The sequence below is a fragment of the Streptomyces calidiresistens genome (assembly GCF_014141525.1).
In the GTDB taxonomy this organism is placed as follows: Bacteria; Actinomycetota; Actinomycetes; order Streptomycetales; family Streptomycetaceae; genus Streptomyces; species Streptomyces calidiresistens.
Window position 1 is genome coordinate 1 of the sequence record NZ_VKHS01000020.1, and the last position, 21122, is coordinate 21122.

Annotated in this window: 21 protein-coding genes and 1 CRISPR repeat array; of the genes, 7 read left to right on the top strand and 14 right to left on the bottom strand. The window is 71.0% G+C overall.

Annotated elements, in window-relative coordinates:
* Window positions 1-17: 17 nt before the first annotated feature.
* Window positions 18-551: a pyridoxamine 5'-phosphate oxidase family protein gene (locus tag FOE67_RS02020; RefSeq protein WP_182660005.1), complete on the top strand. Its 534-nt coding sequence runs from the start codon at window positions 18-20 to the stop codon at window positions 549-551.
* Window positions 552-999: 448 nt separating this feature from the next.
* On the opposite strand, the gene FOE67_RS02025 is transcribed toward FOE67_RS02020, so the two are convergent.
* Window positions 1000-1743 carry a sulfite exporter TauE/SafE family protein gene (locus FOE67_RS02025; RefSeq protein ID WP_182660006.1) on the bottom strand — a complete coding sequence of 248 codons (744 nt, stop codon included), beginning with the start codon at window positions 1741-1743 and terminating at the stop codon, window positions 1000-1002.
* Window positions 1744-1957: 214 nt separating this feature from the next.
* Here FOE67_RS02025 and FOE67_RS02030 point away from each other — a divergent pair, with 214 nt between their 5' ends.
* The gene (locus FOE67_RS02030; protein WP_182660007.1) at window positions 1958-3235 is read left to right on the top strand and encodes an FAD-binding protein; all 1278 of its coding nucleotides are present in this window, start codon (window positions 1958-1960) and stop codon (window positions 3233-3235) included.
* Here the strand turns inward: FOE67_RS02030 and cmr1 are convergent.
* The 8 genes from cmr1 to FOE67_RS02070 all read right to left on the bottom strand — a co-directional run bounded on the left by cmr1 (window position 3205) and on the right by FOE67_RS02070 (window position 12276).
* Complete coding sequence (cmr1, locus tag FOE67_RS02035; protein WP_182660008.1) at window positions 3205-4413, bottom strand: type III-B CRISPR module RAMP protein Cmr1; 1209 nt, start codon at window positions 4411-4413, stop codon at window positions 3205-3207. The two genes, FOE67_RS02030 and cmr1, sit on opposite strands and share 31 nt — an antisense overlap.
* Window positions 4410-5915, bottom strand: a complete 1506-nt coding sequence (locus FOE67_RS02040; protein WP_182660009.1) for a hypothetical protein — start codon at window positions 5913-5915, stop codon at window positions 4410-4412. Before FOE67_RS02040 ends, cmr1 begins: the two co-directional genes overlap by 4 nt.
* 50 nt (window positions 5916-5965) lie before the next feature.
* Window positions 5966-6910 (bottom strand): hypothetical protein, encoded by a 945-nt coding sequence (locus FOE67_RS02045; RefSeq protein ID WP_182660010.1) that lies wholly within the window; start codon window positions 6908-6910, stop codon window positions 5966-5968.
* A gap of 63 nt (window positions 6911-6973) precedes the next feature.
* Complete coding sequence (cmr6, locus tag FOE67_RS02050) at window positions 6974-7948, bottom strand: type III-B CRISPR module RAMP protein Cmr6 (protein ID WP_182660011.1); 975 nt, start codon at window positions 7946-7948, stop codon at window positions 6974-6976.
* Window positions 7945-8406 carry a type III-B CRISPR module-associated protein Cmr5 gene (locus FOE67_RS02055; RefSeq protein WP_182660012.1) on the bottom strand — a complete coding sequence of 154 codons (462 nt, stop codon included), beginning with the start codon at window positions 8404-8406 and terminating at the stop codon, window positions 7945-7947. Before FOE67_RS02055 ends, cmr6 begins: the two co-directional genes overlap by 4 nt.
* Window positions 8403-9398 (bottom strand): type III-B CRISPR module RAMP protein Cmr4, encoded by a 996-nt coding sequence (gene cmr4 / locus FOE67_RS02060; protein ID WP_182660013.1) that lies wholly within the window; start codon window positions 9396-9398, stop codon window positions 8403-8405. The genes FOE67_RS02055 and cmr4 overlap by 4 nt, the downstream gene beginning before the upstream one ends.
* A complete protein-coding gene (locus tag FOE67_RS02065; RefSeq protein ID WP_182660014.1) occupies window positions 9395-10495 on the bottom strand; it encodes a type III-B CRISPR module-associated Cmr3 family protein in 1101 nt (366 codons plus the stop codon). The genes cmr4 and FOE67_RS02065 overlap by 4 nt, the downstream gene beginning before the upstream one ends.
* Window positions 10492-12276, bottom strand: a complete 1785-nt coding sequence (locus FOE67_RS02070) for a Cas10/Cmr2 second palm domain-containing protein (protein ID WP_182660015.1) — start codon at window positions 12274-12276, stop codon at window positions 10492-10494. The genes FOE67_RS02065 and FOE67_RS02070 overlap by 4 nt, the downstream gene beginning before the upstream one ends.
* Window positions 12277-12609: 333 nt before the next feature.
* Between FOE67_RS02070 and FOE67_RS02075 the strand changes: the two genes are divergently transcribed.
* Complete coding sequence (locus FOE67_RS02075) at window positions 12610-13350, top strand: CRISPR-associated endoribonuclease Cas6 (protein WP_182660016.1); 741 nt, start codon at window positions 12610-12612, stop codon at window positions 13348-13350.
* 152 nt (window positions 13351-13502) lie between these two features.
* A CRISPR array of direct repeats spans window positions 13503-13869; the repeat unit is 30 nt; unit sequence GTCCTCATCACCCCTGAGAGGGGTAGCAAC.
* A 36-nt stretch (window positions 13870-13905) separates the two neighbouring features.
* Here FOE67_RS02075 and FOE67_RS02080 read toward each other — a convergent pair.
* Together FOE67_RS02080 and FOE67_RS02085 are read right to left on the bottom strand one after the other, a co-directional pair.
* Window positions 13906-14142, bottom strand: a complete 237-nt coding sequence (locus tag FOE67_RS02080; protein WP_182660017.1) for a DUF397 domain-containing protein — start codon at window positions 14140-14142, stop codon at window positions 13906-13908.
* Window positions 14102-15013 (bottom strand): helix-turn-helix domain-containing protein, encoded by a 912-nt coding sequence (locus tag FOE67_RS02085; RefSeq protein ID WP_182660018.1) that lies wholly within the window; start codon window positions 15011-15013, stop codon window positions 14102-14104. Before FOE67_RS02085 ends, FOE67_RS02080 begins: the two co-directional genes overlap by 41 nt.
* Window positions 15014-15243: 230 nt before the next feature.
* Here FOE67_RS02085 and FOE67_RS02090 point away from each other — a divergent pair, with 230 nt between their 5' ends.
* On the top strand, window positions 15244-15693 hold the full coding sequence (locus FOE67_RS02090; protein ID WP_182660019.1) for an ATP-binding protein: 450 nt from the start codon (window positions 15244-15246) through the stop codon (window positions 15691-15693).
* A gap of 123 nt (window positions 15694-15816) precedes the next feature.
* Window positions 15817-16263 carry a DUF6174 domain-containing protein gene (locus FOE67_RS02095; RefSeq protein ID WP_182660020.1) on the top strand — a complete coding sequence of 149 codons (447 nt, stop codon included), beginning with the start codon at window positions 15817-15819 and terminating at the stop codon, window positions 16261-16263.
* A gap of 216 nt (window positions 16264-16479) precedes the next feature.
* Here the strand turns inward: FOE67_RS02095 and FOE67_RS02100 are convergent, their stop codons facing one another.
* Both FOE67_RS02100 and FOE67_RS02105 read right to left on the bottom strand, forming a co-directional pair.
* Window positions 16480-17064: a DoxX family membrane protein gene (locus tag FOE67_RS02100; protein ID WP_323384056.1), complete on the bottom strand. Its 585-nt coding sequence runs from the start codon at window positions 17062-17064 to the stop codon at window positions 16480-16482.
* 300 nt (window positions 17065-17364) lie between these two features.
* Window positions 17365-17994, bottom strand: a complete 630-nt coding sequence (locus FOE67_RS02105; protein WP_182660022.1) for a TetR/AcrR family transcriptional regulator — start codon at window positions 17992-17994, stop codon at window positions 17365-17367.
* 152 nt (window positions 17995-18146) lie between these two features.
* On the opposite strand from FOE67_RS02105, the gene FOE67_RS02110 reads away from it, so the two are divergent.
* Window positions 18147-18980 carry an alpha/beta fold hydrolase gene (locus FOE67_RS02110; RefSeq protein WP_182660023.1) on the top strand — a complete coding sequence of 278 codons (834 nt, stop codon included), beginning with the start codon at window positions 18147-18149 and terminating at the stop codon, window positions 18978-18980.
* A gap of 206 nt (window positions 18981-19186) precedes the next feature.
* Window positions 19187-20158, top strand: a complete 972-nt coding sequence (locus tag FOE67_RS02115; RefSeq protein WP_182660024.1) for a zinc-binding dehydrogenase — start codon at window positions 19187-19189, stop codon at window positions 20156-20158.
* A gap of 135 nt (window positions 20159-20293) precedes the next feature.
* Here the strand turns inward: FOE67_RS02115 and FOE67_RS02120 are convergent, their stop codons facing one another.
* Complete coding sequence (locus FOE67_RS02120) at window positions 20294-20917, bottom strand: GyrI-like domain-containing protein (RefSeq protein WP_182660025.1); 624 nt, start codon at window positions 20915-20917, stop codon at window positions 20294-20296.
* Window positions 20918-21122 lie beyond the last annotated feature (205 nt).

Sequence of the window (21122 nt, forward strand, 5' to 3'; positions counted from 1 at the left end):
GCCCTACGGTGAATCACATGGCGGAGACGAAGAAGTCAGGAACCCCCGGCACCACCCCGACCACCGAACTCCACCCCGGCTTCAGCGATCCCGGCGCCACGGCCACCCCCTGGCCGACCGCGCTGGAGACGGTGCGGGCTGCCGAGATCTTCTGGCTCTCCACTGTCCGCCCCGACGGCCGCCCCCACGTCACCCCGCTGCTGTCGGTGTGGGTGGACGACGCCCCGCACTTCACCACCGGCCCCGGCGAACGCAAGGCCCTCAACCTCGCGACCAACCCGCACTGCGTCCTCACCACCGGTACCAACGCCCTCGGCCACGGCCTGGACATCACCATCGAGGGGCCGGCCGAGCGCGTCATCGACGACGAGGCGCTGCGCCGGATTGCCCACGCCTACCTGGCCAAGTACGGAACCGACTGGGCCTTCACCGCCCGCGACGGGATGCTCCACCACGCCGAGGGCGGCGACGCCCTGGCCTTCCGCGTCACCCCGACCACCGCCTTCGGCTTCGCCAAGGGCACCTACGGCCAGACCCGTTGGCGCTTCTGACCGGCGGGCCCCGGCCCGCCCGGCCGCCGGATTTCAGCGACACGCCGGGGTATCGTGCACAACCGGAGGTCCGCTGAAAAATACCGCCCGTGGACCCTCCCGACCCCCGGCCCCACCAGCACCTTCACCATGGGGTCCTCATCACCCCTTTGAGGGGTAACAACGTGACCGGCAGCAGGTTGTTGAGGTGGGCCAGCAGGGTCCTCATCACCCCTTTGAGGGGTAACAACTGCCACAGCACAGGTGTGTGCACCGTCACGCCACCCACGTCCTCATCACCCCTTTGAGGGGTAACAACCAGCCGGGGCAGTCGTCGGCGTGCTCGGGGTCGGCGGTCCTCATCACCCCTTCGAGGGGTAACAACGCGATCGTCACGGCGTAGGCGAGATCGGCGAGGGATCCTTATCGCCCCTTTGAGGGGATTGGCCGTGCCACCCCTTTTCCGCTCTCAACGCAGCAGGTTGAGGGCGGAGAGGGTGGTGAAGATGAGGACCAGGCGGGAGAAAAGGGATTGGTCCATGCGGTGGATCACCGCCTTGCCGATCAGCGCGCCGACCACCACGGCCGGGGCCAGCCACAGGTTCAGGATCAGCGAGTCCACGGTGATCAACCCCAGCCCCACGCTGAACGGCAGTTTGAAGAGGTTGACCGCGAAGAAGAACCAGGCACCCGTGCCGAGGAACCCCATCATCGCGAACCCCGCCGACAGCAGGTAGAGCGCCATCACCGACCCGCCCGCGTTGGCGACCATGGTGGTGAACCCGGCCGCCAGCCCGAAGGCCGTGGTGCGGGCGATGTGCGGGGCGGGCGGCAACTCCCCGGGTGAGCGCCGACGCTGCTGCCAGACGTGCACGCCCACGATCACCAGCAGGATCGCCCCGATGGTGCGTCGCATCACCGTGTCGTCCACCAGGGCCATGAACACCGTGCCCACGCCGACCCCCACCGCCACCGAGGGGAAGAGTCGCACCAGCACTCCCCAGTCGGCGTGCTTGCGGTAGGCGTGGATGGCGAAAAGGTCGCCGACCAGCAGCAGTGGCAGCAGCGCGCCGGTGGATTCGCGGGCGGGGAGGATGGCGGCGAAGATTGCCACGCTGATCGCCGCCACGCCGCCGATCGCGGTCTTGGCGAAGCCGACGAGCAACGCGGCGATCACCAGCGCCGTGAATCCCCACAGGGTGGGATCGGACATCGCCGGGACCCTATCCGATGGCCTTTCCACCCTCTCCGGCCGCCCGCCCCTCCGCCCTCCTGTTCCGCTTCCCGGGCCCCGGGGCTCCCGGGGCCGGTGGGGTCTGTCGGGAAAAGCCGTTTCGGCTTACAGTCGGGGCCGGACATCCACCGGAAACCACCTGGTCCGAACCGGTGTCCGCCGCACATTCGCTCCGAACCGAACAGGATCGCGCATGACCTCCACCGGTGCCGTCGCCCGCAACTGGGCCGGGAACGTGACCTTCGGCGCCGCCCGGCTGCACCGCCCGGAAACGGTGGACGAACTGCGCCGTGTGGTGGCCGAGGGCCGCCGGGTCCGCGTACTCGGCAGCGGGCACTCCTTCAACCTGATCGCCGACACCGACGGCGATCTCGTGCGCGTGGACGCCCTACCCCGGGTCTTCGAGCCGGACGAGGCCGCCTCCACCGTGACCGTCTCCGCCGGGATGCTGTACGGCGAGGTGGCCGCCGCCCTGCACGAGCGCGCCCGGGCGCTGGCGAACATGGCCTCCCTGCCGCACATCTCCGTCTACGGCTCGGTGGCCACCGGCACCCACGGTTCGGGTGACCGCCAGCCCGGCCTGGCCGACTCGGTGACGGCGGTCCGCCTGATCGGCCCCGGCGGCGAGCCGGTGGAACTGAGCCGTGAGCGGGACCCCGAGCGGTTCGGCGGCGCGGTGGTCAACCTCGGCGCCCTCGGCGTGGTCACCGAGGTGACGTTGCGCACCGAGCCCACGTTCGAGGTCGCGCAGTGGGTGCAGGAGGACGTGCCGCTGGACACCGTCGTCGAGCGCTTCGACGAGGTCTTCGGTGTCGCCCGCAGCGTCAGCGTCTTCACCGACTGGGCCGGGACGACCGGCACGGCCGTACTGAAGATGCGCACCGACGCACCCGGTGGTGGCGCGCATCCCGGCGCCGACTGGATGGGCGGACGGCCCGCCGACAAGCCCTGGCACCCCGTTCCCGGTATGCCGGCCGAGCACTGCACCGTGCAGAACGGCGTGCCCGGCCCCTGGCACGAGCGACTGCCGCACTTCCGGCCCGAGTTCACCCCCAGCCGGGGCGACGAGTTGCAGTCCGAGATCTTCGTGCCGAGGACCGAGGCGGTCGAGGCCATCGCCCGTCTGCGCGAGCTGGGCGAGCGAATGGCCCCGGTGCTGCTGATCTCGGAGATCCGCACCGTCGCCGCCGACGCGCAGTGGCTCAGCCCCACCGGGGGCCGGGACTCCGTCGCCTTCCACTTCACCTGGCGCAAGGACCCCGAGGCCGTCGTGCCGGTCATCGCCGAGATGGAGCAGCGCCTCCTGCCGCTGGACGCCCGTGTCCACTGGGGCAAGGTGAGCGGCCTGATCCCGGCCGCGATCGGCGCCCGCTACGAGCGGCTGCCGGACTTCCGCCGCCTGGTCGCCGACCACGACCCCGACGGCGTCTTCCGCAACACCTACCTGGACGACCTCCTGGCGGAGGGCTGAGCCCGGCCCCCACGGGGCGGGGCGTCATCCCGAACGAAGGTGCCGCCCTCACGCATGGTGAAGATCCACCGTTCGGCTCTCTTCACGAGATCCCGGTGTTCGATGACCAGCTCCGTTTTCGCCCCGGGATCCTTCCACAGGACGGGGCGTGGACCGGGCGGAAGGAAATCGCCGAGAAAGGCGAAGGAGAACAGTTGCATCTTCGAGCCGGTGCCGACCGGGCGGAGCCAGATGGGTGAGGCCCGGCGGAGTTCCTCGGTTCCCTGCCGAACCCGGACCGAGGTGGTTTTGTCGTAGACCACCGGGAGACCCAGTGCTCCCAGAGGGTAGCGATTGTCCCCGCTGCGGATGTCTCCGGGGCGCCGGCCTTCGGTGGTTTCCCGGTCCATGCGGAAGTGGCGCCACTCCGTGCCGATCCGTTCCAGCAGAGGAATACAGGACTCACCCCCGGGACGCAGCGAGGCCCTGGTGTGGAGCCCCAGAACGGGATAGGAAGGGCGTTCCTGCAACCCGAGGGGGAGATCGAGGACTCGGCGCGGATCCCCCAGCAGGGCCGCGAGTTGCTCCCGGTGGCCGGTCAGCGGCCCGTCGGTGGGCAGATGGTCGAGAGCCTCGAAGAACTCCGGCCCCGGCGTGCGGAGGGTCTCGGGCGTCCACGGCCCCGGCAGGGGTTTGTCGACCTCGGTGATGCGCAGACCGCCGAATCCCCGCCGGACGCGGCTGCCCAGCCCTCCGTAGGTACAGGTCAGCCAGAGGGAGGCCAGCGCGAGGCTCGACGCCTCCTCGGAGCCGGTGAAACGGATCATGAGGTCGAAGGCGGACGGGAATCCGGCGCGATGCACTTCCACATGACTGCGCGGATCGGCTCCATCGGCCAGCCCCATCCCCCGAAGGTAGTTCAGGCCGGACGGACCGCTGCTCAGCTGCTTCTTCACCGGGGCCGGCGGTTTGGGGATTCGCAGTTTGACGGGGGAGGAGCGCTCCGTGCTGCCGAAGACGGCGCTCTCCAACTCGGCCAGAAGCCGCAGGTCGTTGCCCACCACACTTCCCGCCAGGGCGCGGAACCAGAAGCGCATGGCGCCGCGCAGGGAGGGCACCCGCACCCCGCTCTCCAGTTGGTTGGCCCCGTAGGAGAAGAGGGGGGTGGCCACGGTCAGTCGAAGGGTGATCCACGTCATGAGCGGTCTCCGTCACGCCAGGTCAGATGGGCCAGGGACGCGGTGATGGGCCGGTCGTCCCACAGGATTTGGGAGAACACGCCGACGGTCAGCGACCAGCAGGTGGCCAGGGTGAGTACCTGCCAGGCGAACGCCGCGCTCCCGTGCAGTTGCCGCAGCAGGCCGGGGCCGTCCGATGGGGCGTCGGCGTACACGCCGGCCACGCCGACGAGCACGATGAGGGACATGAGGAAGGCGTGCACCGCGCCCGTCAGGAAGACGCCCGCCGCGCGTCCCAACGCTCGCCGACCGTCCACCCCGTGGTTGATGACCTCCACGGTGAGGTAGCCGAACGAGGCGACGGCCAGGGCGGCCGGGGCGACGATCCACTTCCAACCGGCGGACGGACTCGACCACCATCCGTGCGGCAACGCCATCAGAGTGAAGAGCCCGAACGCGGCTGCGGCGGGGAACCGCAACAACCACTGCGCGGCCCACCCGCTTCCGTGCCGCAGGGCACCGGCACAGATCAAGGCGTAGCTGCCGGCCGCCATCCCGGCCGCCGGTCCCAACCCGACCCCGGACATGAGTGTTCCGAGCACCGCCGTGGCCACCGCCGCCGCAGCCGTGAGGAGAACGACGATCCGCCAGGGGTCGCGGGCTGTCGGCCCGCCGGGGGAGCTGAGCCGGATGACCCACCTCAGCCGGAAGCGGGGCAGCAGGTGACGTTCCACGACCTCCGCCCGGACGGCCATGTCCTCCGCCGTGGGCGGAACCGACAACCGCACCGGTTCTCCCCGGGCGTCGATGATCGGGCCGGTGGGGCGGCGCCACGCGGTGGACAGCGCCTCCCGACCGGTGGCGGGATCCTCGAAGAGCAACAGCAACAACTCCGCTTCCAGCCCCTCGGCCGGCGCCCTGGCCAGGAAGGGACGGGAACGGTAGCTGTCCAGGTGCCCCTCCCAGCTCCGGCGGGCCTCGGCACAGGTGGCGGTGAGGACGTGCCAGGAACTCTCCCCGAAGACACTGTTCAGCGGATCACGCGGATTGCCCGGGGTCGGTCTCCACGCCGGGTCGGCACGGTGCCGCAGGGGCTCGCTCAGGACGAGGAAGCGCAGCCGGTCCGCCAGGGGACGCAGCGCCCGCAGACCGACCTCATCGGTCCCCGACAGCCGGTGGGCGACGATCTCCACCAGCCAGCACATGCGCCGCCAGGTCGCCACCGGCCCGGAGGGCTCCACGTGCAGACGACCCCGGGCGGCGTGCACTGCGGCCAGGGCGTGTCCGGGGGACATCACCACGGTGATCAGTTGATCGCGCCGGCCGTCGAGACGACCGGCGGCGGTCGCGATGGCCTCTCGCACCAGGCTTTCGGTGGCGTTCGTACGGCGGGCCGCCTCCAGCACCGGCCCCAGGAAGTACGGTATGTCCTCCGGCCTCAGCGCCTCCCGGTCCCGGTCGGGCCAATCGGCGGGACGCAGGTCGCGTGCGGCGGGCAGAACGCCCCCCTCCACGCGCGCCACGAAGGATTCCAACCCGGCGGGAGGTGACAGGCCCGGAGGGGGCGGTGAGGTCATGGGGACATCCCCTCCGCCGGGGGACCGTAGAGGGCGAGCAGGCCCGCACCGAACGGGTTGAGGCGCCACCGGGGCGGGTCCTCCGTCTCCCGGTCGTAGGCGTAGCCCTCCAACTCGTCCTCCATCGGCGCCCGCCAGGAGACAGGACGGTGGGCGAACACCTCGATCAACGGGTCGATGAGGGAACGCGGGATGCGACGCAGGGGAAGCCGGATGGGGTCGCCGCTGGTGGTCTCGTGCACCGCGTACGCCGTCACCGGACCGGCGCCCGGCAGGGAACGGATCCCCTCGGCCAGCCCCAGTAGGAAGGGCACGGTCGCCTTGTATCCCCCGGAGAGGTGGAAGCGGCACTCCTCGTCGGGAGCGATCGTGCCCCGGTGCAGATGGCGGCCGAGGGTGCCCAGCCCCTGCATGGCCCGGGAGAAACTCCGCTGGTCCCGGGCGTCCAACCCCGGCACCCGGACCACGACCGCGTTCCCCCGGGCCGTCATCGGCCGCTGCTCGGGTGTGTCCAGGTAGACGATCCGGTCGAGATCGCCGCCGGTCAGTGCGATCGCGTTCCACAGCGCGGCCGTCAGACCCTCGGCGGTGTCGGTGGACAGCAGGACGGCCATGTCGCTCGACGGCAGGAGCCGTCGGCCGTCGGGTGTGCGGGCCAGGGAGGTGAGTTCGGCGCTCGCGGTCTCCGGCCAGGATTCGGGGGCGATCCGGGGAATCATCGCCGTCAGCCGGTCCCGGAGGTCGGAAGGGCCCGGGCCCGTGCAGGCCGACAGGAGCGCGCCGGCGGCTTGCCCGTCCACGGCACCGGCGGTCCCGAACACCTCGGTCGGACGACAGGCCCGGATCTCCCCGGCGAGCGCCGGGTCCAACCCGTGGGAGCCCGGCCGGTTCCCGAGGAAGTGGCAGAGGGTGAGGCCGGTGGAGACGATGTGCACGGTCATGGTCGGTGTGCTGTCCCGTTCGTCGGTCGGTCCTCTCGGACCGAGCTGCCGGTGAACGCCGAGTCAGCTGTGGTACGGCTGCGAGGCTTCGGGAGGCGGCAGGGTGCCGGCTCGGAGGTAGCCGTAGCCGGCGCCCGTCTTGCCCCCGACCCCGAGGTCTTCGCAGGCGGTGGCGCACCAGTCGGCAGCCTGCTTCAGAAGGGCGGGATCCCGGCCGATCAGGTCGATGCCGAAGGCGGTCTTGGAGACGGTGAGGAACTCCACCGGGATGGGGTTGTGGTGCTCTCCCGGGGCCACCGGCTGCGATTCGGCGGACGGGTCCTCCTCCTCGGGATCGGATTGGGTGGAGGCGTAATACGGCTGGACGTGTGGGGTGAGCACATCGCGCACAATGGTCGCGGGCCGCGTCGGCAGGGCATCCAGGAAACACACCCCGCCCTGCGAGGCGGCACCCTCGGGCTCCGAGTCCGAGGAGGTTCCCCCGCCGGCTTCGGACGCTTCGGTGGCGGGCCGGGGCGAACCGAACACGGCTTCCATCAGGCGCGGATCGGCCCCCTGTTCCCGGGCGAGGGCGGCCGTCATCCCTTTGACGGAGGAACCGGGAATCATCGGGACGCCGTAGGTGCCGTGCAGCGTGAGGCCGAACTCGTGAACGTTCTCCCGGGCACCCAGTCCCACGCCCAGACGCCATTCCACCTCGGCACTCAGCCGCACCACATGGGTGCCCTGTCCCCGCAGGGCACTCAGCGCCCGCTTGCGGCGGGCGTTCGTCCGGGTCAGGAGCTTTTCGTCGCCTCCCAACGCACCGGCTGCCCACTTCATCAGGGCCTCGGTGCCCCGAGGGTCGAGAATGTCGGCGGTGACGTCGTTTTCCTTGAGGTGGACACAAGCGGCACGCCGCAACACCACCAAGGGGTTGGGGATGTTGGACTCGTCACCCTTCTGACCTTCTTTGCCGTTTCCCTTCATCGTTCCCGGGAAGTTCAGGTCCCCTTGAAGACGGACCGCTTGGTGTAGAGGGGCGACGAATCCCTTCATGGCTTCCCCTCCGCTTTCCCGGACGAGCCGGACTCGGCATCGGTCGCCTTCGCCATGGCATCGGCCTGGTGGCGGGCCTCGGCCAAGCGGGAGAGCCACCCGGCGAGCAGGGTGATCTCTGCCGTCGCCCGGGCATAGGTCACTCCACCGCAGTTCCCCATGGCCTGCAATACATCCCGGGGCGGGGTCTTTTCCGTACAGCCGGGAATCAGCCGCCTGGTGGCGATGTGCTTGCGGATGCCGTTGGCGACCCGGTCATAGGCCTCCGCCAACGCCTTGTTTCTCCCGCCCGTCTTGGACAGCACGAAGGCATAGGTGGCGGCCAGTCCGGTCGTGTGGAGCATCACCGGCAACTGGCGGTAGCGGGTTCGAAGAGGGCCGCTGATCGGTCCGTCCCCGAGGATTTCCGCGGCGGCTCGTGCCATTCCCTGGTCGACGCGCCCGGATCGGCCGCTCACGCGGTCTTCTCCTTCCCGGCTTCGCCACCCGAGTCCGCCGCGACCCCGGGACCCACGAGGCGGCACCACACCAAACCCTTGCCCAGGGTCTCGTCACCCCCGAGTTGATGCAGCCGGTTGTGCAACAGGTCCACCAGCATCTCGACGTAGAACGCGGCCCAGCCCTTTCCGTCCTCGCTCTTCCCGTCCCGGCGCATGCTCAGCGAGGCGGCCAGCACCGTCTCGGCCGGTAGGTACTCGCTGTAGAAGGGGCCGTGCTGCACGGTTTTCTCCTCGCTCAGCTGCACCCGGGCGGTCACCTCGGTGCAGGACCGGCTCAGTTCCGGCATCACGTCCTGACCCACCACCAACAGGTCGGTGGTGAATTTTTTGGCGAAGGACCCGAGACCGTCCGCAGTGCCGATCCCCTCGCCGGCGACCAGCTCGGCCCAGCCGCGTACGTTCTCGTCCACCGTGTCACCGAACCCGACCCACAGCGGGCCCAACACCTCCGCCGGGCCCTTGGTGCCGCACCACTCGGTTTGTCCCGCCAGCCCCCCATCGTCGGCGGGGGCTGGGACCGGCGGTGATGGACGAATCCCCTCCGCACCGATGAGGGATTGTCGCTTGCGGGCGAGACGGGCCAGCGCCAGATCCGAGGTCACCCAGGCGAAGGTGCGGCGCAGAGTCGGCACCGGCAGGGCGACCAACTGCGCGTCCCCCACGGAGAGCGCCCCGGCTTTCAAGGCCCCTCGGGCCCCTTCGTTCTCCTCGCCACCCGACCCCGGTGGTTCGGATCCGAAAACGCCGATGATGCAATCCTCGTCCCATCCCGCGTCCCGGGCGGCCTGCCGCAGCGCCCCCTTGAGGCTCTGCCCCCACACCACCGGGTACCCGGTCCCGGCCTCCCGTTGGATGGCCAGGTCCACCACACCGGAACTGTCCGCCGCGCCCGCGTGCACGGGCGACTCGGCGTACAGGTACAGCACCCACTCGGCCTCTTTGCCGTTCATCTCCACACCCCTGTCAACACCACACCGAATCCGGTGGTCCGCAGCCTGTCCTCCGGCTCCCGCCCGTAGGCCGTGCCGTGCACGCCCCCGTTCTCGCCGTCATCCCCGCCGAGCGCGAAGCGGGAGGCGGCCCCGGCGTCGGCGAACTCCAGCAGGTACACCGATCCGGCCGGGACCGCCCACAGCAGGCGGCGGCTCTCCCGCCACGCCCGCCGATCCGCCGAGGGGGAGGCGGTGGCCACCGGCTCGGGCTCCCCGGTGGCCGCCGCCACCAACCGCGCGCCCGGCGGCAGGCCCGGAAGCCAGCCGCTCGGCCACACCGCCGGTGTCGCCAGGTACAGCGCCACCCGACCGGCGGGGAACCCCTTCCCACCGGCGGGGGAGACGGGGGAGCGGGGCCACTCGACGCCCTCCACCCGTTCCACCCGGGCCCGGCGCCCGTAACCGCCCAGCGCCACCACGGGACGGGGCTCCCGGTCCCATCCCTCCGGGGGCAGGCACTCCATGAGGAACGCCCAGCCCTCCCGGAGCCGCAGGTGGGCGGTGCGGTAGAGGAACCCGGTGCGGGCGGTGCGATCCGGCGTACGGGCCAGCCCCACTCTCGGCTCGCTCACGGCGGGATCCTCCTCCAGCCGCCATGGCGTCGCCTCCGGGCTCTCCTCCCACGGTCGCCCACCGGCGAGATAGGAGGTGAGCGCGGGGGCGGACATCCAACCGGTCGCCCGCTTGCCGGCCTCCCCGGCCGTGTCGGCGGTCAGCCACTCCAATCCGCCGGCCGGGCCGTCGTCCAGGTCCGTCTCCACCGGGAGGGCGCGCGGAGCGAGGCGGGTCACCCCGCCCGTCGCCGTCGTGACCACATCGGCGGGCACCGGAAAGTACGGGACCCAGCCATCGGACGATCGGTGGGCCAACACCGGGCCGCGCAGCACACCCGGTTCCGCCCCGTCAAAGGCGGCCTTCACCGCACCACCCAGGGTGCTCGGTCCCGGCCACACCGCCCGGGCCTGCGTGTCGGTGCCCGCGTCGAAGGAACGGCCGTCGCGGACCAGAAGGGTGTCCTGCGGAGTGAAGGCCAGCCATACCGAGTGCCGTCTCATCGCGCCTCCCCCCGCAGGAACGCCGCCACCCGGGCCGCCGCCACCGGCGCACGGCTCCCCGGGGTCTCCGGGCGTTCCCCGCGTCCGAGCCGCAACAACGCCTCTGCCTCGGCGGCCGATCCGCCGTGCCGGGTCACCAACCGCCGAATCTCCGCCGCGTACAACTCGGCCGGCAGGGAGGAGAGTTCATCGGCATCCCGGGCGAGCACCCCCACGATGCGCGGGGACAGGCCGACCCGCTCGGCTCCGCCACCGTCCGCCGTCGTACCGGTGGCCGGCCGCAGGAAGAGCGCGAAATCGGCTTCCGGGCCCCGCTCCCCCTCGGCGCCGGCCCATCCCTGTAGGGATGCCTCCCGCACCCCGGAACGCCGTACGTAGCCGACGGCGAAGCCGTGCTTGCTCTCGGCCGATGCCTTGGCCTCGGTCAACAACTCCTGCGCGTGGGTCACCGCCTCCTGGAGGGAGGAGACGTGGTGGAAGAACACCACCGCCGTACTGGCGGTGGGCAGGTCGGAGGGGACGGTGTCGTGACACCGGCGGGCCGCCGCGAGGGCGCGGGAAGCGGGGACGAAGGCCAGCAGGTCGTCCCCACCCGCGTACACCGGGGCACCCAGCAGATCGACCCGTGCCAACCCCTCGCGCAGCTCGGCGCCCAGCCCCGACAACCGCTCGGACACCTGCCGGTGGCGTTCCGCGCTCACCTCGATCGCGGCCCGGGCGGTGCCCCGCTCACCGCCGAGATACCTCCCGAGGCTGTCGAGGTCCTGGACCAGAACCGCCAGGTAGGGGGCGGGTGGAGCGGCGCCGTGTCGGTCCCGCATCCGGGTGATCAACCTCGTCGCGGCGCGATGCCCCTCCCGCACGGCCTCCTCCAGCCGCTCCTGTTCGACCTCTGGGAATTCCCGTCGCAGTCGATCGACGCGCCAGGTGTCGGGGAACACCCAACGGCCTCCCGCCTCGGCGAACCACCGGGCATCCTTCCGCGATCCGTCTCCCGGGCCACCTTCGCCGCTCTCCGCGAGCGTGCCCAACGCCTTCACGGGCGTCTCCGGGAAACGGTCCATCACCTTGACGGCTCGCCGTAACCGACCGACCTCCGCGACCACCCCCGCGTCGTGCCACGACTCCAGCACGCGGTGACGGAACGGCGCCGACGCCACCGCGCCGGTGGAGGGGAAACCGGGCGCCGGACGTCCGTCGCTGTTCTTCATCACCCGGTGCCGCCACAGCCGCTTCACCCAGTTCGCCGCACTCAACGCGTCCCGTTCGTGCCTCGGCGCTCGGTGTGGGGGCTCCTCCACCTCGGCGGGCCACCGAGGGCTGAGCGAGCACAACACCCGCTGCGGCGCCTCCACGGCCGGAAAGTCCCGCACCCGGCGCCTGGCCGGCAACGCCTGTTGGGCCACCGCCCACTGCCGCGCGTAGCCACCCTCCGAGGCCGGAGAGCACACCCACTGCACGCCCGGCATCCCTGGGGTCTCCACCTCGCGACCCATGACGGTGCGCACCCATCCCCGCCACTTCTCCCGCACCGCTTCGGCCACCGCCCGCGCGAGGCGGCCACCGGTCCCTGCGGGGGCCAGGGCCACGATCTTGTTGGGCACCCCCGCGCTGTCGGCCAGTGAACTCTCCGCCGGCATGACCAGCCGGGCCCCGTGATCGAGGAACCGCTGTGCGGCGACGGCGGACAACTCGGCCACGATCCGACTCGCCGCCCCCAGGTCGGAGGTGGACCGGGACTCGCGAATGTAGCGCTGCACTCCCGAGATCGTCAGGAGCACCAGATCCGGTTCCCCCTCATCTTTCCGGCCGGGGTCTTCCCCCGCTCCCTCGGCCCCACCCGTGAGCTCGGCCCACACGTCCCGCAACTCTCCACCCCCGCACAGCGCATGATCGTCGTCAGCGTAGTGCGACGAGCCGTCACCGACAGGTGATTTCCCCAACTCGTCGCTTCCGTCTCCTCACGCTCTCCGGACACACACCCTCTTTCGAGCTGCCGAGGAAGGGGAACCGATGGTGGAGTGTCGGTGTCTCTCCGTACACTCACCTGCCCGGGCCCGGAAGGCATGTCGGATGAGAGGGCCCGGCCGGCACGGAAGGTGGGGGATACGGGGATGAAGGTGCGCCTCTCGGTGACCACGGCGGCCTCGGAGCTGCCCTGGGAGGTGGTCCTGACACCGGGGCGGAGCCTGGTCTACGGCGTGCTCGGCCGCCTGGAACCGACCGCCGGCAGACGACTGCACGAGCGGGGCGTCGGAGAGTACGGCATGGTCCCCTTCGGTCACGGGGCTCCGGTGTTTCCGAAGGCACGGCGGGTGCGGGGGCGGTACGCCGCGGGAGGGTCGGGCACGGTGGAGTTCGGCAGCCCGGTGCCGCAACTCGCCGAGACCCTGCGCAAGGGCTTCGCGGAACGCGAACTCCTCGACTGGGGAGGCGTGGCCCTGCGGTTGACACGCATCGAGGTGATCCCACCTCCGGCCTTCTCCTCGGGCAGGGCCCGGTTTCGCACCTCGACCCCGGTGGTCATGAAGGGGGACGGGCGTGTTCAGGGGGAGCATCCGCCGTCCCGGCAGCACTGGGTGCTTCCAGGGCAGGCCCAGTGGGTGAAGTACATGCAGGGGAACCTTGTCCGCAAGGCGGAGACGCTGGGTCTGGACCCGGCCGTCCGGCTGGAGGAGGTGACCTGGGTGGGGGCGTCGCGTTCTTTCCGCGTGCGGGGCGGAGTCAAGCCGGGGGCACCGGTGGAGGTGGAGCTTTCCGGGCCGCCGGAAACGCTGCGCGCCGTGTGGAGTTGGGGGCTGGGGCAGGCCAACTCCGCCGGCTTCGGCTGGATCTCCCCGCACCCGATGCGGTGAGGCGCTGTGGCCCGGCGGGGCGAGGAGCGTTCGCCCCGAGGGGGCCGGATTTCAGCAACACTCCGGGGTTTTCCGCACAACCGGAGGTTCGCTGAAAAATCCGGTCCGATCCCCGGCTCTGGCCAGCCTCCCACCAGCGCCTTTACCCTGGGGTCCTCATCACCCCTGAGAGGGGTAGCAACTCGAAGAACACCGACCGCAGGGAGTGGCGTTCCTCCACGTCCTCATCACCCCTGAGAGGGGTAGCAACACGATGGCGTGGAGGGGGCGGGGTGCACTGGGCATGGCGTCCTCATCACCCCTGAAAGGGGTAGCAACGCGATGGTGGTGCGGTGGTCCGGGCCGGGCCGGGGGTCCTCATGACCCCTGTGAGGGGTAGCAACGCGTAGTTGGCGCGCTCCGGCGTGGGTTCCTCGTTCCCCGTCCTCATCACCCCTGTGAGGGATAACAACAGGGAGAACGGCAAGAAAATGCCGCCTTCCGCCCCTTGTCCTCATGACCCCTGTGAGGGGTACCAACGTGTGGCGCTGGTGGGGGGAGGCCCCTTCATCACTCCTACGGGGAGCCTTCGAAGCCCGAGAGCGTAACGGCGGTGAGAAACGCCGCCCATGCGGCCTTCGAGGCGTGCGCCGGCTTCGCCCGCCGAGCCTTGGAGTCACGTATCAGCAGGCCGCCGCCGGAGGTCAGGCGTGCCACCTCGACGCAGTTCCCGTCTCCCGCCGTGTAGGAACTCGTGAACCATCCGGTGACCTCACGGTGCGGTGCGGTGGGGGTGTTCGTCTCCGGCGTCACTCTTCGCCTCCTCCTTGACTCGGGCGATCAACTCGGTGGTATCGCCGACCGAGAGTGCCACGGTGGACAGGTTGCCGAACAGTCGGTTCAGCCGTCGAAGAGTCAAGGCGTCGTCCTGGAACGCGGTTCTGGCGTCCGCCGACTCGGTGAAGGCCACCTCGTCGTCCGTCCCGCCATCGGTCCCGAAGAGAATGAAGGCGCCGGTGCCGGCTCCTCGCGCTCCCGCATGGAACGGGATCACCCGGAGGGAAACGTTCGGGAGGTCCGTGAGAGCCAACAGATGGTCGAGTTGCGCGGACATGACCTCGGCGTTGCCCACGCGAAGCCGAAGGGCCGCTTCGGTGATCAACAGGTCCAGGTGGAGAGGGTTCTCCTCCCGCAGGCGCTCCTGGCGCCGCATCCGTACCTCGACCAGCACGTCGATCTGGTCGGGGCCGAGCGCGGCGATGCCGTTGTCCGTGACTGCCCTGGCGTAGTCACTCGTCTGGACCAGGGCGGGTAGCAGGAGGGGCTGGTACTCCCGGCAGTGGGTCGCCTCCGCCTCGTAGGCGAGGAACTCGGCGTAGTTGGCGCTGAGGACGTCGTTGTAGGCGTGCCACCAGGGCGGCACCCGTTGTCGCCCCCGTCGCATCAGGGCTTCGAGTTCCGTGCGCTTCCTGCCCCGCACCCCGTACAACTCCATCAACGCCTCGAAGTCCTTCTTCGTGCAGGCGCGCTTGGCCAGTTCGAGGCGGCTGATCTTGGAGTTGTGGCAGTTGAGGTGAGCTCCCACCTCCTCGGTGGTGAGCCCTCGGCCGTCGCGGAGCAGGCGCAGTTCCGCTCCCAATTTTCGACGGGCCATGAGCGGGCTGCCACTGCTGACGACGGCCATCTACTCCTCATCCTCCGCTGGTCGGGAGCCCGAGCCTACCGCTGGAGAGGAGTGGAAAATGGGAATCGAACACAGGCGCAGTGGCTTCAGTTTGGCAGATTGCCAATCTGAAGCTTGACTGCAACTCGGCCACCTTCGGATCATGGCTCCATTACCTGGAGTGCTGATTCTGTTACCGCAGGCAACTCCGGGTTGATCCCTGTACGTGCTTCCTGTCCTCGGGAGGGCCCATGTCGGTCGCTCTTCACCCCACCCGCACGTCACCGACCTTCGCGTGGGAGATAACGGTCCGGGCCGCCGAGGTGGGGGAGTGGCGGGAGCGGGTGGCCGTGGTGGTGCGCGGGCTGGGCGGTGACACCGAGGCGGTGTCCGTCGCCCGCCTCGGGACCTCGGAGCTGCTGACGAACGTGATCCGCCACGTCGGGGACCCGTGGTGCCGCCTGGAGGTCGTCGGTTGGCGGCGGGAGGCGCGGGTGCGGGTGTTCGACCGGGGGCGGGAGGTGCCCGCGATCGCCGCTCCCGACGAGGACGCCGAGGGCGGACGCGGGTTGGTGCTGCTGCGGGCCATGACGGACCGCCTGGGTTACACCCGCACGCCGGACGGCAAGTGGGTGTGGTTCGAGGTGCCGTTGACGGCTCGGGGTGTTCGGGATGTCCCGGGCACCCCCGGGAGCGGTTGACCTCTCCGGCCGAGGCCGGCGCCGGCCGGTTCGGAGCGGAGGGGTTCACCCCGAACCGGCCGCCGGACCCGGGAACCGCCGGGGGAGGGGCGGCGTCCGATCGGCATGGGGATCCGAATGGGGATGACGGGCGCGCTCTGCGGCGCCGTGGGACTGACGATGACCCTCGCCGGCTGCGGCACGGAGTCGGCCGCCGGTGGCGACGCCTGGCGCGAGTGGCGGGAACCGGCGAATTACACCTACACCCTGCACTCGACCTGCGGCGAGCGCGGCGGCCACGGGTGGTTCCGGGTGACGGTGGTCGACCGCGAGGCGGACATGGTGGTGGCCATGTCCGAGCGGGACGGCGAGGACACCGGTGAGGAACTGCCGTTGGAGCACTGGCGCGAGGATCCCCTGACCATCGGGGAGGTGCTGGCCCGGGCGAGAACGGCGGAGGAGGAGTGGGAGGCCGACTCGGTGGAGGTCGAGATGGCGGAGGACGGTCGTCCGACCTCGGTCGAGATCGACATCTATCGTGAGGCAATCGATGACGAACTCTGCTACTACCTGTACGACTTCACCCGATAGGGAGCGTTCCGAGCCGGACGGTCCCCCCGGGAGACGGTGAGCGGTATCGAACCGGGCGGGGTTTCCGGGGCGTGATCCGGCGGTCCGGGCATCGTCTCCGCCATTCCGGAGACCCGCATCGTCGCCGCCGACGAGCAGTCGCTCGGCCCCGGCCGCGCGCGGGTCCCCGTCATCCACCACCCCGGCCGGCCCCGGGGTCCGGGCTCACCGGGCGGATCAGGTGAGCGCTGTCGGGGTGGGGACCTTCGGCGTCTCGGGGACCGGCGACTCCCCGGTGTCCGTGGCGGCCGGCCGCCCACGGGACGACCGGACACGTTGCCCGGGCGTGGTCGGTCGGTGCGCGGCGATGGCCAGACCGGCCGTGATGAGCACCAGGTTCTTGAGGACGTACTGCCCGGCCAGGGTGGGCACGAGAACCGTTCCCTGCCACATCTCCCCGGCGAGGACGACCAGCGCCACCAGGGTGCCGGCCATGTGGACCAGGAAGACGGCGAGGGTGAGCCGCAGCAGCAGGCCGGTCAGGAGCCCGGCGCCGATGAGGATCTCCATCGTGCCCAGCGCCCGGAGGGACACCTCGGGCGCCACGTGGCCGGCGGTGATCACGCTCATGGTGCGGGAGGCCATCTCCTCGGCCGCGCTCGCGTCCGGCACCAGCTTCAGGGCGCCGAACCACAGGAACAGCAACCCCACGGAGACGCGCAGCAGCGTGATGCTGTGCCGGTGGAGGAGGGAGGAGAGGGCGGCGGCGAAGCGGGACTCGCCGGGAGGTGGGGCCGTCCGCCCGCGGGGATGAGTCGTCACGGATTTTCCCTTCGGCTGGAGCGTTCGCGAATATGGGAGCGCTCCCATGCCCTTGGGTTGACTGTATGGGCACCCGGCGTGGCTGACAATAAGCGTGCACGGCTGTCCCTCGGCGGCCGGTGGCGTCGACGGGTCACGGGTCGGCCGGCCCCGTTCGCCCGGACCACGGGCACGCCCGCCCGCGAACGATCCGTTCGGCGCTCCGAGCCGTTGATCATCGGAGCAGCGGTCACGTCCCCGGTCGGCCGGGTCCCCGGTCGACCCTCTCCGGGAGCGGGCGACCGGCGTCCCGGGGCTTTCTCAGACGGCCCGGTCCCGGGTCGGGCCCAGGGCCGCGTCGATGAGGGTCTCGGCCGCCGCCCTGGCCTGTCCGGCGGCCTCGGAGGTGCCCGCGATGGCGGCGGTGGTCTGGGCTCCTTCCGCGAGTATCGCCAGTTGCGGGGCGAGTTCGGGTGGGCCGCCCGCCTCGGCGACCAGTCGGGCCACGGTCTTCTGGAAGCCCGCCTTGTGGGCGCGCACGAACTCGGTGACGCGGGGTGCCGTGCCGCTCAGCTCGCCGAAGGAATTGATGAAGAAGCAGCCGCGGAACCCCTCGTCGTCGAACCACCTGGCGAGGAAGTCGTAGACGGCGAGCAGGCGCTCGCGCGGGTCCGGGGTGGTGGCGACGGCGTTCGAGATGCCCGCCTCCCAGAGTTCGTGCCGGTGGCGCAGCACCTCCTCGACGATCGCCTCCTTGGAGGGGAAGAGCCGGTAGATGCGCTTGAGCGGGAGGCCGGAGGCGGCGCGCAGCTCGTCCATGCCGACCGCCTGGACGCCGCGGTCGTAGAAGAGCCGGTCGGCGGCGCGCAGCACCAGTTCGCGTGCGGTCGCGTCATCGGGCCTCCGGGGCGCGGCGGGGCGATCCGTGGTGCTGGCGCCGGGGTCCCTCACTGGTGTTCTCCCTATCCCTCGTGATCCTTCGTGATCCCGCGTGATCCCACTCGAATGGGCAAGCTATCGAACTTGCGCTGAGAACGGTCGTTCTCTATCGTAGCAACCATCCGGAGAACGACCGTTCTCCTCAGGTTCGGAAGGGTGGCATCATGCCTCGCATCACCGTGGGCACCGAGAACAGCGCCGAGATCGAGCTCTACTACGAGGACCACGGATCCGGTCGGCCGGTCGTCCTCATCCACGGCTACCCCCTCGACGGGGACTCCTGGGAGAAGCAGACCGCCGCGCTGCTCGACGCCGGGTACCGCGTCATCACCTACGACCGCCGGGGCTTCGGCCGTTCGGACCGCCCCACCACCGGCTACGACTACGACACCTTCGCGGCGGACCTGAACACGCTGATGGAGACCCTCGACCTGACCGACGCGACCCTGGTCGGTTTCTCCATGGGGTCCGGCGAGGTGGGCCGCTACCTCGGCACCCGGGGCTCCGGCCGGGTCGCCAAGGCCGCGTTCCTCGCCGGCCTGGAGCCTTTCCTCCGCAAGACGGAGGACAACGGAAGCGGGGTTCCGCAGGAGGTCTTCGACGGCATCCTCACCGCCGTGAAGGCCGACCGCTACGCCTACTTCACCGAGTTCTACCGGGACTTCTTCAACACCGACGAGAACCTCGGCTCCCGCATCTCCGAGGAGGTCGTGCGCGCGTGCTGGAACGTGGCCGCCGGCGCCTCCCCCCACGCCTCCGTCGCCTGCGTGCCCACCTGGACGACCGACTTCCGCGAGGACGTCTCCCGCATCGACGTGCCCTCCCTGATCCTGCACGGCACCGCCGACCGCATCCTGCCGATCGACTCCACCGCCCGCCCGTTCCGGGAGCTGCTGCCCGACGCGGACTACGTGGAGATCGAGGGGGCCCCGCACGGCCTGCTCTGGACGCACGCGGAGGAGGTCAACGAGGCGCTGCTGACCTTCCTGGCGAAGTAGCCCCTTTCCACGTCGCCGGATCGCCGACGGGGCGGTCGACGGAGCACTTCGCCCCCTCCGCGGCATCACCGGAGGGGGTGGGGTGTTCCGGCCGTTTCCCGAAGAGGATGGGCGCCACTTGACCTCAAGCTTGCACGAGGTTCCAGACTCCTCTCCAAGGGCGCGGATCACCGCGTCCCGCCGATGAACGGACCAGGGGAGGAACCATGCACGTGGTCGAGGTCGAGCGGTTCGGCGGGCCCGAGGTGCTGGTGTGGAGGGAGCGGCCGGACCCGGTGGCGGGTCCCGGACAGGTCGTGGTCGCGGTGTCGGTGGCGGACGTGCTCTTCGTGGAGACACAGGTGCGGTCCGGCTGGGGTCGTGACTTCTTCACCGTCGAACCGCCGTACGTGCCCGGGGACGCGGCCGGCGGAGAGGTGATCTCGGTGGGGAAGGGGGTGGACCCCTCCTGGCTCGGCCGTCGCGTCATCGCCCGGGCGAACGAGCTGGGTGCCTACGCGGAACGGGTCGTGGCCCCCCTCGAGGCGCTGACCCCGATTCCCGACGGGGTCGGGACGCGGGAGGCGGTGGCCCTGGTGCACGACGGACCCACCGCCCTGGGCGTCTTCGGCAACGCCCCGGTCGGTCCCGACACCACCGTGCTGATCGTGGCCGCCGCCGGCGGCATGGGCAGTCTGCTGGTGCAGTTGGCGCACGCCGCCGGGGCCCGGGTGATCGGCACCGCCCGGGGAGAACGAAAGTTGGAGACGGTCCGGAAGCTGGGCGCGGACGAGGCGGTGGACCACGGCGCGGCGGACTGGCCGGACCGGGTGCGGGAGCTGACCGGCGGAGTCGGGGCGGAGGTGGTGTTCGACGGTGCGGGCGGGCCGCTCGGGGGAGCGGCGTTCGCGGTGACGGCCGACGGCGGCCACTTCTCCGCCCACGGGGCCGCCGCCGGTGACTTCGCGGAGATCGACGAGGCGGAGGCGGCACGGCGGGGGATCACCGTGCACGGCATCCAACAGGTGTGGTTCCCGCCGCAGGAGTACGGCGGGTGGGTGGAGCGGGCGCTGGGGGAGGCGGCGGCCGGGCGGATCACCCCGACCATCGGCGCCGTTCTCCCGCTGCGCCGGGCCGCCGAGGCGCATGCCGCCGTGGAGGCCCGGCAGGTCGTGGGCAAGGCGCTGCTGGAGGTGTGAGGCCGGGGCGGGCCCGGCCCCGGGGCAAGCGGCGAACCCCGGGCCGCCCTCCCCGATGCCATCGACGGAGAGGGCGCCCGGCCGTGCCGGATCGAAAGGGACCCCGCACCACGGCGAGCCCGCCCGCGCCCCGGCTCAGGCGGGTGCCGGCGTGACCGGCTGGCGGAGGATGGTGCGCAGCCGGGCCGGATCCGTGCGGCGTGCGTCGGAGAGGTAGATCTCGTGGTGGTGCCCGCCGGGCACCAACCCCTCGCCGGGAATGAACTCCTCGTGCATCCGGGCGATCGTGGGGCCCTCCTCGTCGTACGGTCCGATGTGGAGGATCTGGACGCACCGTCCCTCGGCGAACTCCTCGAGCCGCACGCGGTCCCCGGCGGGAAGATCCTTCTTCGCCGCGGCGTTCACCCTCGCCTCCTCGACCATGGCCGGGGGGATCCACTCCGGTTGGACGATCATGAGCGTCCATTCCCAGGCGTCACGGTCACGGGCGGTGAAGGCGTTGAGGTCGTCCGCGTACCACAGTCCCTCCAGCGGACCGACGGTGTGCGGGCGGCCCAACTCCTTCTTGGCGAGGGCGCGCACGGCGTAGGCCGTGGTGTAGAGGGCCTCGACCACCGCGCGGTAGTCGGGGGAGGTGTTGGGGTCGCCCCGGCCGTCCGCCATGAGGAAGGCCATGCGGGGCACGTCGACGATGGCGAACCGGTCGGAGCGGGCGGAGTAGAGATCCCGCCGTTCCTTCTTGATGTCGTGGTTGTGCACGAGAGTGTTCTCCGTTCACCTCGGCCCGTCGTGAATCCCTTGCGCCCCGGCTCCGAGCATCACCGGCCGGGACGGCTTCGACAAGCCGACCGTGCGGGGGACCCGACCGCCGCGGCCGGCGGGAGGTCCCGCCGTGCCTTTCACCCGGAGTCGCTCTCCCCTCACCGGAGCCGCCCCTATTCTGGGACCCGCTCGGGGTGGATTC